Here is an 11,944-nt window from a genome sequence, read left to right as displayed (position 1 = left end):
GGCACCCTGTTCGCAGCATAACGGACTCGTTATTGAGATGTGTCCTCTTTCAATCCGTGACGACGATGACTATTTCTGGCAGGAACAGAAAGGATCATTCCATGAGCGATCTGACACCCCCCAAAGTCAACAAGAGCGATGCCGACTGGCGTGAACAGCTGACGCCGGAGCAATATTACATTCTGCGCGAGCACGGCACGGAGCGCCCTTTCACCGGTCCCTACTGGAACTCGACCGAAAAAGGCCTCTATCGCTGCGCCGCCTGTGACGAGCCGCTGTTTCTCTCCGACACCAAGTTCGATGCCGGCTGTGGCTGGCCGAGCTATTTCGAGCCGATCAAACCGGATGCGGTGACGGAACTCCGCGACGTCAGCCACGGCATGGTGCGCACCGAAATCCGCTGCGCCAATTGCGGCGGTCACCTCGGCCACGTCTTCCCCGACGGCCCGAAGCCGACCGGACTGCGTTACTGTATCAACGGCCACTCGATGGTGTTCGAGCCGGTTTGAAGGGGTTTAGAACCTCTTAATCGACTTTGTGTCGCAAACGGTGCCGCGAGTTTCTTCTCCCCGCCGGGGAGAAGGTGGCCAGAAGGGTCGGATGAGGGGGCAACCTTGCCGGATTTCGGAGAGCTTGCCCCCTCATCCCGCTGCCGCGGACTTCTCCCCGACGGGGAGAAGAACAAGGCGGCACTCGCCCGATCTACAGGTGGCTTTCAGCTCAGAGCTTCAGCTCCATACAGGTCAAATCCAGCCAGCGGCCGAACTTGGTGCCGACTTCCGAAAATCGTCCGACGACCCTGAAACCGAGGCTTTCATGCAGGCGGATGGAGGCGGTGTTTTCCGCTTCGATGGCGGCGATCAGCACATGCACGTCATTGCCGGAAGCGTGGTCGATCAGCGCCTGCATCAGCCGCTTGCCGATGCCGTGGCCGCGCGCGTCCTTGTGCACATAGACCGAATGTTCGCGGGTGTGGCGGTAACCGTCGAAAGCGCGCCAGTCGCCATAGGAGGCGTAGCCGGCAACCTTGCCGTCAAGGATGGCGACGATGACCGGAAAGCCCCGCGCCTTGCGCGCAGCGAACCACTCTTTGCGGTTTTCCAGATCGACCAGCACGTCGTTCCAGATCGCCGTCGTATTGACGACCGCATCATTGTAAATCTCCATGATGCCGGAGAGATCATCCACGGTCGCGTCACGCAGTTCCACGGTCATTATGCTTCGCCCTCGCTCATTGTGGAATACGCGCCGGCCCTGTTGCGGTCGCGATCCTCACGAGCCTTAAGCGATGACGCGGCGGCCTGTCCAGTGTCTGCTCCAGTGTCTGCGGCGTGATATGGGGAGGCTATTCAGGATGCCATCGGAACGAGGCTGAAAGCGGTGACCACGGCGAAATAATGAATGGCGGCGGCGGTGACGACGAAACCATGCCAGATGGCATTCTGGAAGCGCAGCTTTTCCCAGACATGGAAGATCACGCCAAGCGAATAGATGACGCCGCCGGCGACGATCAGCCAGAGTGTGACGGGAGCGAGATGCGACGACAGGGGCTCGACCACCATGATTCCGCTCCAGCCCATCGCGAGATAAAGACCGATGGCCACCCGGTCGTATCGGCCGGGAAACACACATTTGAGGAAGATGCCGCAGAGCGCGGTGAGCCAGATCAGCCCCAGCATGGTGGCGATCAGCGAATCGTTGATGCCGCGCATCAGGAAGGGCGTGTAGGTGGCCGCGATCAGGATGAAGATCGCCGAATGATCCAGCCGGCGCAGGAACCATTTTACCCGGGAATGCGGCCAGATATTATAGGTGAAGGAGACGGAGAGACAGGCGACCAGACCGAGACCATAAATCCACGCGGCCGCAATCGCGCTCAGCGTACCCCAGACGGTAGCGTAAAAAATCAGCGCCGTGGCGCCGACCAGCGCAAAAACAATGCCGACGCCATGGACGATGCCATCGGCGACAATCTCGTGAAAATCATATTTGCGCCCGAACCGCCACAAATCACTCATAGTTCATTCCCGTCTGCGTGCTTCCACCAAAGCATGGAGACAATATTAGACAGGAACAAGACAGCAGCCGGTTAACGTCGATCAAATTGCGTTCGAGGCTGTTGCGAAAGGAGAGGTGCGGGTCGTTCTGCGGCCACAGCAATCGCCGATGGAGCGAACGGTTGCCGCCTGTTTCTTCTCCCCGCCGGGGAGAAGTCCGCGGCAGCGGGATGAGGGGGAAAGGGTGCGGTCCATCGCTGGCGTTGCCCCCTCATCCGATCCTTCGGGGCACCTTCTCCCCCTCGGGGAGAAGAAACTCGCGGTGACCTCGCAGCCCTTTTCAGTTGCGTATCACAAAGCCGCAGCACATTCCTGACAGAACGGCGTATAGGGTACCGCCTTCAGCCGCTCCTCCGAGATCGTCTTGCCGCATTTCACGCAGGTGCCGAAGGTGCCCCTGGCGATGCGGTCGAGGGCTGCGTCGATGGCGCGCAGCTCGTCCTGCCCCACCTGCCCCATCTCGTCCAGCACTTCGTCATTGTTGCGCTCCGTGGCGCGTTCCTCGTCATCGGGATTGCGCGGCTGTTCGAAATCGAACTCGATCCGGTGCAGGCGGCGGTAAAGCTCACGCTGTCGGTCGCGCAGGATTTTCTCGTAACTCTCGACATTCATGGTGTTTTCCTCCAGCCGATGCGGGCGGCCATTCGCCCGCAACCCTTTTGATGGCCGCTTTTTACCGGTCGATCAGCACCGAGCATTTGGCGTGGCGCACCACGCGGTCGGCGGTGGCGCCGATGAAATAATTGCTGAAATCCGGCGTATGCGACGCGATGATGATGAGGTCGGCCTTGTGGTCCTCGGCGGCGGCGATGATCTCACGCGCCGGTGCGCCGCTTCTGATTTCCTGGCTGCCGTTAAATCCGCTCTTTACCTTCAGCTCCGCAAGTTTCGCCTTGGCGTCCTTGATGGCGTTTTCAATAAGGTCGACCGGCAGGTCGATCGCCATGTAACCAGGCAGTTCCTCAACCACGTTGATGAGGACGATCTCGCCATCGGGGTCCAGCAGCGCCTTGGCTTTTGCGAGGATCTTTTCCCCCTTGTCGGTGGCGCTGAGGTCTACCGGTACGATGATCTTCTTGTACATGGCTGTCTCCTTTGGCTTATTCCGCCGTTTCGCGTGTCGTGTTCAAGCTCATATTTGCCTGCTATCGCCTGATCCGCCTTGATCGAAGTCAAGGCTGTGCGGGTCTCGCGACAGGGCATTGTCAACGAATAGTGGACGGTCAATCGCCAGACGGCGATCTTTGCTGAACGACGAAATCCGCCCATATTCACCACAGACAAACGCCGCAAAGCGGCGTCGGCCAATGCCGGTGACCGCCGATCCGCTTTCCGGCGCGTCATATTCAATATGGAGATTATGATGAGTGAAATCAAACAATTCGCCCTGACGCGACCGGCCTATGTCGGTCAGGCTCATCTCGTCGTCCACGATCTGCCGCGGGTTTCGGATTTCTACCAGAAGATCATCGGCCTTTCGGTCCTTGAAAAGAACCAGAGCGGCGAGGTTCTGGGCGTGAATGGCCAGCCGCTCCTGACGCTTTCCACCTCCAATGCGGCGGAACGCGCGCCGCGCAATGCCGCCGGCCTGTTCCACACCGCCTTCCTGATGCCGAGCCGCGATGATCTGGCGCTATGGCTGGCCCATGCCGCCCATAACAACGTGCAGCTTCAGGGCGCGTCCGACCATCTGGTCAGCGAGGCGATCTACCTTGCCGACCCGGAAGGCAACGGCATCGAGGTCTATCGCGACCGGCAGCCATCGGAATGGACCTACCAGCCTGATGGTACGGTGGAAATGGCAACCCTCGCCCTCAATCTTCAGGCGCTTTACGACAGCGCGCCGAAAACCGCTTTCGCAGGTGCTGCGGAGGGAACGGCCATCGGCCATATTCATCTGCAGGTCGGCAATATTCCGCAGGCGGATGAATTTTATCGTGATGTGCTGGGGCTGAACATCATGGCGCGTTATCCGGGCGCGAGCTTCTTCGGCTCCGGGGCCTATCACCACCATGTGGCCGCCAATATCTGGAACAGCCGGGGTGCTGCGGCACGCAAGGACAATATGACGGGGCTTTCCGGTTACTCGCTGAAATTCAACGAGCCTGAAGCACTCGACAGGGCTGTTGCCGCGCTCGACAGGCTGGAAATCGCGACCGAGCGGCAAAGTGATGGCATCGTTCTGAAAGACCCATGGGGCATCGGACTAAAGCTTTCCGCATAAACGTAAAAAGGGGCGGCCCAAAATTTGCGCCGCCCCGGAACCGCCATATTTTTCGAACGTTTGTGCCCTTATTGGGGGACAGTTCGATGAATGAAAATGCCAGACCGGACAAGACCGGCACTTTGGGCCATCACGTGGCCGGCGGCGGCGCCGCGCCGGTGACAAGGGCGGATCCGCTGGAAACCCCTGCCTTCGCTTCACGTCGCGACGATGCGCGCAGCCAGCAGCCGCTTGGCCGCGAAGCGCTTGATGTCGTTGTCGCCTGGTCGGTGATCGGCATTTTCCTCATCATGCTGATGGCGGTCATTCACGAATTGTCGCTCATCCTCATCCCGGTGGTGATGGCCATCGTGGTCGGCATGATCCTCGGCATCGCCGCCGAAAAACTCGGCTCTTACGGCATTCCCGGCTTCGGCGTCGCGCTCATCCTCTCCACGCTGGTGGCGGCGGTGATGTTTTTCGTGGTCAATTCACTGAGCGAGCCGCTTTCCCTGCTCGCTTCGGAAGGGCCGGCGCTGGTGGAGCGCAGCATCGACCGTTTCCTGCCCTATCTGCAAAGTCTCAGATGGCTGAATATCTCGGCAGCCAGTTTCAGCATGGGATCCATGTCGATGGAGTCGCTGATTTCGCGCAGCGGCGAGATCATCTCCGTGCTCGGCGCTAACATCACCCCCGCCGTCATTCAGGGGCTGATCTTCCTCGCCGCGCTGCTGATGTTTCTCTATAGCCGGCTGCGGCTGCGCAAGGCGATCATCATGGCCTTTCCGGCCCGCCACCAGCGGCTCAGAACCATCCGCATCATCGGCTCGGTGGAAGAAGTGCTTGGCACCTATTTCGCCACGGCAGCGCTGATCTATGCCGGGCTTGGCGTGACGATGGTGATTATCGCCTATTTCGGCGGGCTCGCCATGCCGCTTCTGTGGGGGCTGTTCGCCTTCCTCTCCAGCTTCGTGCCGTTTCTCGGCATCACCGCCATGACGATATCGCTGACGGTGGCCGGCATCATCACCCATGATAACATGATTTTCGCACTCATGCCGGCGGCTATCTTCTTCACCATTCACCTGTTGATGGAAAACCTCGCCTTTCCGGCTGTCGTGGGCCGCAACATGGAAATCAATCCGTTCCTCGTCTTCGTGATGATCATCTTCTGGACATGGATGTGGGGCGCGGCCGGCGCCATGCTGGCCCTGCCGCTGTCGCTGATTGCCATGACGGTGACGCGCGAGCTGTTTCCCTCGCGCCGGGTTGTGCCGAAACTGCCGGATTGACCGGCGGTTTGCTGGCGGAAGTGCGAAGCGCCCCCGGGTTTGAGCTGTCAGGAGATTGTCCTTTGACGGGGGGCGTGTGGCGTTTACCCCCCTCTGCCCTGCCGGGCATCTCCCCCTCAAGGGGGGAGATCGACTCGTGGTTAGGTCTCGCCCATCTCAATGTTTGCGAATGAAGCGATGATTGCGCCTCTTGCCGATCTCCCCCCTTGAGGGGGAGATGCCCGGCAGGGCAGAGGGGGGTAAGCCACACGCGCCCCCGTCAACGGACACCCTCTCAAAACCCAACAGCCACGCCGCTCAGGAAGCGAGCGGCATTCCCTGCGCCTGCGCCAGCACGCTCGCCATGCGACGCTCGTGCTCTATCAGCCATTTCTTCCGCCACAGGCCTCCACCATAACCGGTCAGGCTGCCATCCGCCCCCAGCACCCGGTGGCAGGGCACGACGATGGCGATCTGGTTGGCGCCATTGGCGCGGGCCACGGCGCGCACGGCGGATGACCTGTCCATGCTGGTTGCGAGTGAGGAATAGCTGACGATCTCACCCACCGGGATTTCCCGCAGGTTGCGCCAGACATCGCGCTCGAAGGGCGTGCCGTGGCCGGCAAGGCGGGTTTCGAAGGCAGCCGAACTGCCGGCGAAATAGGCCTTGAGTTCCGCTTCGATCTGGCCGGTCACCGCGGTGCGGCCCAGCACCATATCCGCGCCGGTGCGGGTCTTCAGCCGCTTCAGTTCGGCGGCAAGCGCCGGCCGGTCGGCGAATTCGAGCAGATGCAGGGCATGATCGTCGGCAACGACCAGCATCGGGCCGATCGGCGTATCGATCCAGTCACCCTTCAAAAACCCCTTGCCCTTCATGGCGACGGGCGAGGTGCCGAAGAACTGGTTGATCGCCGAGCGAAAGCCACTGCCGGATTCGTAACCCGCATCGATCTGAGCGCCGATCACCGCCTCGCCGGAGGCAAGGCTCGTCGCCGCGTCTCCCAGCCGGCGCAGCCGGGCGATTTCCAGAAAACTCATGCCGAAACGACGCTTGAAGGTGCGGCGCACGGTGGAAGGATCGTGTCCCAGCGCCACCACATCCTCCTCGCACCAGCGCCGCGCCGGTTCGCTTTCCAGCGCCGTCAGAAGCGCAGTGACGGTCTCGTCGGCGGTACCATAGGACAACATCGGCTTGCAGCGCTTGCAGGGGCGGAAGCCCGCCTCCAGGCATTCGGCGATGGTCTCGCGGAACCGGCAATTTTCGATCTTCGGCTTTCGCGCCGTGCAGGTGAAACGGCAGAAGATCTTGGTCGAGGTCACGCAGACATAGGCCACGCCTTCATAGGCGGGGTCCTTGTTCACAAGGGCGGAATACAGGGTTTCGGTGTCGGGGCGTTTGAACAGCATCATGGGAGGATGCTAGCGCAATTTTCCGGTCTGCACCGCCGAAAAACGGGCGTGGATGTAGATGATGTTTCCTGTTTCTTCGGGAGAGACATTGCCAGCGGAGTGAGCGAGCACCGCCCATTTCTTCTCCCCGCCGGGGAGAAGGTGGCGCGCAGCGCCGGATGAGGGGGCAAGGGCAGAGATATGCGGAGAGCTGGCCCCCTCGTCTGCCCTTCGGGCATCTTCTCCCCGGCGGGGAGAAGAAATGGGCGGCAACGTTGCGGGTCAGTTCCCCGGCGGTGCAAAGGACGGGTCGTCCAGCCGGGCGAAGATGACGCCACGGGCTTTCAGCGCCAGAAGGCCTTTCACCACGCCTTCGCCCGCCTCATGGGTGGGCTGGTTGATGTGGGAGATGATGACGTCGCCATCTTTTGCCGAGGCGATGTGTTTTGCCGTCATCGCCGCACCCAGCAGCGAGCCGCCATCGCCATTGACGGAATAACCGGCCACCCGCATGCCGAGCCGGGTGATGGTGGACATCGACGAATTGGTATATTTGGCCGTCGCACCACGGAACCATTGCGGCTGCAGGCCGGTGGCGGCGACGATGGCCTGGCGACCGCCCTCCACTTCCCGCTCGACCGCCGCTTCCGAACCGGCGGCGGCGATGCCGTAGATGGAAACCGGCTTGTCCACTGCCGGCACATGGTTTTCGCCGTGGTTTTCGATCTCGAACAGATCCGGATGCGCCATGAGCACGGCGAGCGCTTCGCCATTGTGTTTCAGCCAGCGGGCAGTAACGAAGATCGTTGCCGGAATGCGCTCCTTCACCAGCGTATCGAGAATGCGGTGATCGGTCTTGCCCATGCAGGCATCCAGCGTCATCGCCACCCGCACCTTGCCGTCATGCTGCGGCGTCATCTTCAGCGTCGGCTCGACAAGGCCGGTGCCCGCGAATGCGGCGGATGAAGCAGAGACTAACAGGGCGGCAATGAAGAGGCGACGCAGCATTTTTGGTTTTCCGAAGTGTAAGGACGTGGCAATCCGCCCGCAAAGCGCCCGAATTATGGCGCGGTTTCCAGCGCGGACAGGGCGTCCAGCGCCTCTTCCACCCGCTGGCGTTCCGCGCTGGTGAGCGGCAGGATTGGCCGGGGCGGTTCGCACGCCGTCAGTTGCAGGATGTTGGCAGCGGCGTAAACCACGCGGATGCTGCCGAATTCCTTGAACAGCGCCCAGAGCGGCTGGAAGGCCGCATCGATCCTCTTTGCCTCTTCCGCATTCTTGGCCTGAGCCGCGCGCATCAATTGCAGGGCCGGAACTGGCAGCAGGCCGGCAACCACGCTGTACCAAGTGTCGCCGCCGGCAAGCGTGGCGTCGGCGCAGCCCCAGTCACCGCTGTAACCAATGGCGAAATCATCCGACAGCTTCGGTCTCAGCCGCGCGAGCTCACCGGCATAATCGGAATCGGCAGGCAGCGGCATCTTGATGGCGCGGATATTGGGGATATAGGCAAGCCGCACCAGAAGCTTGTCGCTGAAGGTAAAGCGCGTCGTCGTCGGGTTGTTGTAGATGGCAAGCGGCAGGGCCGTCGCACCCGCCACCGCGGCGAAATGGTGATAGGCCTCTTCCTGCGTCAGCGGCGTGTAGGAGACGGGTGCGAGCAGCAGCGCATCGGCGCCGGCCGCTTCCGCATCCTTCGCCAGCGCCACCGCCTCATCGGTGCGCAATGCGCCGACGCCGGCCATCAAGATGCGCTTGCCCTTGAGGATGGCGGCTGCCGCCTCGATGGCGCGGCGTCTCTCTTCCCGCGTGAGATACATATAGATGCCGGTGCTGCCGAGAATGCCGACGGAATCGACCGCCGCCACATCCAGCCGCTCGATCAGCGCGGAGAAGGCCTGCGTGTCCACCCGCCCGGCCTCATCGGCCGGCGTGATCGGAAAAGCCGAAAGTCCCTTGAATCGTGTCGCCATGCCCGTCTCCCTCGCTTTGATCGGCAAGCAGGGTTACAGAGCCGGTGGCGGAGCGGCAAGAAAAGCGGCGGCTAAACCCCTGCCCGCAACCGAAAAAATCCTTGCTTAGTCATAAAGATACAACTTCTTCCACTGCTCCTCGGGAATCCGGTCGCCAACGCGGTAATCGAAGGACTGGATGCTGAGGCTGTCGCTCTTCAGCTGGCATTTGTATTTCAGCTTGTACCATTCACCCGCGCTCCTGAAGACAGCGCCCGGCGCCTTGATGGAGTTCTTGCCCACTTCCGGATCACCGAAGGTATAAGCGATGACCTTGTCCGGCCGCATGCCCTTCTGCTCCGTCGCTATCCTCTCCATCGCCTCGATATCGCAACGCTGTTCCAGGCGCTCTTCCGGGGCAAGCGCATTCAGCTGCCGCATGACGCTGGCGTCGATCGCGAAAGCGGGAGTAAAGGCCTGCAAGCCAAGGAAAAAGGCAGAAAGGGCAGCGGGAAGAAGCTTTCGCATGGGATCCTGTCAGTTTTTTCGTTTGTTCTTGTGGTGGGCGGCAGGCCGGGTGGCCTGCATCCATCATCGCTGATTTGCCGGATATTGCCAAAATGTGATCGAAAGCTGACCAAATTGTGCCCAAGCCGCATTACGCCTGTGGAGATTTGAAACTTGATCGGCCGGTAGGGTCACTCTACATCTTGGTGCCACACCCTGGTATTGCCCATGGATTTTTACAGGAAAGCGAGTTTCCCTTGCCGATTTTCAAGAACCTGCCCGCCGCCCCGACCGCCGAAAAACGGCCCGTTCAGGATACACATCACGGCATTACCCGCACCGACGATTACGCATGGTTCCGGGCCGATAACTGGCAGGCCATGTTCAAGGACCCCACCCTGCTCGACCCGGCCATCCGCGCCCATCTGGAGGCGGAAAACGCCTATATGGAAGCCGCGATGGGTGACACCAAGGCGCTTCAGGAAAAGCTGTTTACGGAAATGAAGGGCCGCATCAAGCAGGACGATTCCTCCGTGCCCGTCAATGACGGGCCTTATGCTTACGGGACATTGTTCGTGACCGGCGGCGAGCAGCCGCATTATTTCCGCACCCCGCGCGGCGGCGGCGAAAAACACGTGCTGCTTGATGGTGACAAGGAGGCCGAGGGCAAGGATTATTTCCGGCTTGCCGGCCTCGACCAGTCCTCCGACCACAGCCACGGCATCTGGGGTTACGACGACAAGGGCTCGGAATATTTCACGCTGCGCATCCGCAACCTCGAAACCGGCGAAGATCTTGCCGACGTCGTGGAAAACACCGGCGGCGGCGGGGCCTGGGCGCCTGATGGCAAGAGCTTCTTTTATACGCTGCAGGACGAGAACCACCGTCCCTCCAAGGTCTTCCACCATATTATCGGCGAGCCGCAATCGTCCGACCGTCTGGTCTATGAGGAAAAGGATCCCGGCTTCTTCATGGGCGTCGGCGCGTCGGTTCTCGACGATTTCATCTTCATCGACATTCACGACCATGAAACCAGCGAATATCGCCTTCTCTCCACCAGCGACCTGACGGCCGAGCCTGCTATCGTGGCAGAGCGCGAAGAGGGCATAGAATATTCGATGTGCGAAGGCGGCGATGTCTTCTTCATCCTCACCAATGACGGCGACGCCAAGGATTTCCGCATCGTGGAAGCGCCGGTCACAGCACCGGGCAAAGAGAACTGGAAAGAGATCGTCCCGCATGAGCCGGGCCGTCTCATTCTTTCCGTCGATGCTTATGCCCGCCACCTGATCTGGCTTGAGCGCCGCGACGGCCTGCCGCGCATCGTCATCCGCGATCGTCGCACGGGCGAGGAACATTCCATCGCCTTTGCCGAAGAGGCCTATTCGCTCGGCCTGCATGGCGCGGCGGAATATGACACCGACGTCATCCGCTTTTCCTATTCCTCGATGACGACGCCGAGCCAGCTGTTCGATTACGACATGGTGACGCGCGAGCGTACGCTTCTGAAGACGCAGGAAGTACCCTCGGGCCACAATCCTGATGATTACATCACGCGCCGCATCATGGCGCCCGCCCATGATGGCGAACTGGTGCCGGTCTCGCTGCTTTACCGCAAGGATGTGGCGCTTAACGGTTCCGCCCCCTGCCTGCTCTATGGATACGGCGCTTACGGCATCACCATTCCCGCCTCCTTCTCCACCACCACACTGTCGCTCGCCGACCGTGGTTTCATCTATGCCATCGCCCATATTCGCGGCGGCAAGGACAAGGGTTTCGAATGGTACGAAACCGGCAAGATGGAAGACAAGCAGAACACCTTCAAGGACTTCATCGCCGCTGCCGATCATCTGGTTCAGGAGAGTTTCACCTCGTATGAGGGCATCATCGCCGAAGGCGGCTCGGCCGGCGGCATGCTGATGGGGGCTGTGGCCAATATGGCGCCGGAAAAATTCGCCGGCATCATCGCCGCTGTTCCCTTCGTGGACGTGCTGACCACCATGCTTGACGACACCCTGCCGCTGACCCCGCCGGAATGGCCCGAATGGGGCAATCCGCTGGAATCGGCAGAGGAATATGGCTGGATCGCTGCCTACAGCCCCTATGACAATGTCGGCGCGAAGCCTTACCCGCCGATCCTCGCGCTATCCGGCCTCACCGACCCGCGTGTGACCTATTGGGAACCAACCAAATGGGTGGCGAAGCTGCGCGAAAAGACGACGGGGGAAGCGCCGATCCTGCTCAAGACCAACATGGCCGCCGGCCATGGCGGCAAGTCCGGCCGTTTCCAGCGGCTGGAAGAAATCGCCTTCGAATATGCCTTCGCGCTGAAAGTGGCCGGCAAGGACGCAGTATGAGACCTTGATTGCGAAACGGGCGGCGACGGAGCCGCCGCCCGAGCCAAAACAGTATGAAAATACCTTCAAAAAACCTCTTTCTGAATATTTTTTCCACAAAAACGCATCACTTGCTTTTCCTTTAACTTCACTTTACGAATGCGTGGATTTTTATTTCGTATTACTAAAAATCATAATAGACTTGAGTAAATCTCAAATACATTTCATGTAT

13 protein-coding genes are annotated in these 11,944 nt (G+C 60.5%); 4 read left to right on the top strand and 9 right to left on the bottom strand.

Annotation, left to right across the window (positions count from 1 at the left end; all coding sequences use genetic code 11):
• Positions 1-101: 101 nt before the first annotated feature.
• A complete protein-coding gene (msrB, locus tag QSV77_RS02715; RefSeq protein WP_142839355.1) occupies positions 102-509 on the top strand; it encodes a peptide-methionine (R)-S-oxide reductase MsrB in 408 nt (135 codons plus the stop codon).
• Between the two features lie 211 nt (positions 510-720).
• Here the strand turns inward: msrB and QSV77_RS02710 are convergent, their stop codons facing one another.
• The 5 genes from QSV77_RS02710 to QSV77_RS02690 all read right to left on the bottom strand — a co-directional run bounded on the left by QSV77_RS02710 (position 721) and on the right by QSV77_RS02690 (position 3,438).
• Positions 721-1,215: a GNAT family N-acetyltransferase gene (locus QSV77_RS02710; RefSeq protein WP_302732441.1), complete on the bottom strand. Its 495-nt coding sequence runs from the start codon at positions 1,213-1,215 to the stop codon at positions 721-723.
• Between the two features lie 134 nt (positions 1,216-1,349).
• The gene (locus QSV77_RS02705; protein ID WP_302732440.1) at positions 1,350-2,018 is read right to left on the bottom strand and encodes a hemolysin III family protein; all 669 of its coding nucleotides are present in this window, start codon (positions 2,016-2,018) and stop codon (positions 1,350-1,352) included.
• Between the two features lie 330 nt (positions 2,019-2,348).
• Positions 2,349-2,669: a TraR/DksA C4-type zinc finger protein gene (locus tag QSV77_RS02700; protein WP_302732439.1), complete on the bottom strand. Its 321-nt coding sequence runs from the start codon at positions 2,667-2,669 to the stop codon at positions 2,349-2,351.
• A 61-nt stretch (positions 2,670-2,730) separates the two neighbouring features.
• Positions 2,731-3,141 (bottom strand): universal stress protein, encoded by a 411-nt coding sequence (locus tag QSV77_RS02695; protein WP_302732438.1) that lies wholly within the window; start codon positions 3,139-3,141, stop codon positions 2,731-2,733.
• A gap of 48 nt (positions 3,142-3,189) precedes the next feature.
• Positions 3,190-3,438, bottom strand: coding sequence for a hypothetical protein (locus tag QSV77_RS02690; RefSeq protein ID WP_237681344.1), 249 nt, complete (start codon positions 3,436-3,438; stop codon positions 3,190-3,192).
• Here QSV77_RS02690 and QSV77_RS02685 point away from each other — a divergent pair.
• Entirely contained in the window at positions 3,421-4,281 is an 861-nt protein-coding gene (locus QSV77_RS02685) for a VOC family protein (RefSeq protein WP_302732437.1), read from the top strand. The two genes, QSV77_RS02690 and QSV77_RS02685, sit on opposite strands and share 18 nt — an antisense overlap.
• A gap of 86 nt (positions 4,282-4,367) precedes the next feature.
• Positions 4,368-5,552, top strand: a complete 1,185-nt coding sequence (locus QSV77_RS02680) for an AI-2E family transporter (protein WP_269698476.1) — start codon at positions 4,368-4,370, stop codon at positions 5,550-5,552.
• Positions 5,553-5,849: 297 nt separating this feature from the next.
• Here the strand turns inward: QSV77_RS02680 and QSV77_RS02675 are convergent, their stop codons facing one another.
• The 4 genes from QSV77_RS02675 to QSV77_RS02660 all read right to left on the bottom strand — a co-directional run bounded on the left by QSV77_RS02675 (position 5,850) and on the right by QSV77_RS02660 (position 9,397).
• A complete protein-coding gene (locus QSV77_RS02675) occupies positions 5,850-6,941 on the bottom strand; it encodes a bifunctional transcriptional activator/DNA repair enzyme AdaA (RefSeq protein WP_302732436.1) in 1,092 nt (363 codons plus the stop codon).
• Between the two features lie 261 nt (positions 6,942-7,202).
• Positions 7,203-7,928 (bottom strand): polysaccharide deacetylase family protein, encoded by a 726-nt coding sequence (locus tag QSV77_RS02670; protein ID WP_302732435.1) that lies wholly within the window; start codon positions 7,926-7,928, stop codon positions 7,203-7,205.
• Positions 7,929-7,981: 53 nt separating this feature from the next.
• Entirely contained in the window at positions 7,982-8,890 is a 909-nt protein-coding gene (locus tag QSV77_RS02665; RefSeq protein WP_302732434.1) for a dihydrodipicolinate synthase family protein, read from the bottom strand.
• Positions 8,891-8,995: 105 nt separating this feature from the next.
• Entirely contained in the window at positions 8,996-9,397 is a 402-nt protein-coding gene (locus QSV77_RS02660; RefSeq protein WP_082183934.1) for a DUF930 domain-containing protein, read from the bottom strand.
• A 236-nt stretch (positions 9,398-9,633) separates the two neighbouring features.
• Between QSV77_RS02660 and QSV77_RS02655 the strand changes: the two genes are divergently transcribed.
• Positions 9,634-11,733 carry a S9 family peptidase gene (locus QSV77_RS02655; protein WP_302732433.1) on the top strand — a complete coding sequence of 700 codons (2,100 nt, stop codon included), beginning with the start codon at positions 9,634-9,636 and terminating at the stop codon, positions 11,731-11,733.
• Positions 11,734-11,944 lie beyond the last annotated feature (211 nt).

It is taken from the genome of Agrobacterium sp. V1 (assembly GCF_030518355.1).
Lineage (GTDB): Bacteria > Pseudomonadota > Alphaproteobacteria > Rhizobiales > Rhizobiaceae > Agrobacterium > Agrobacterium cucumeris.
Note: the sequence above shows the minus strand (reverse complement) of the source record. Positions and strands in the feature narration are given on the sequence as shown.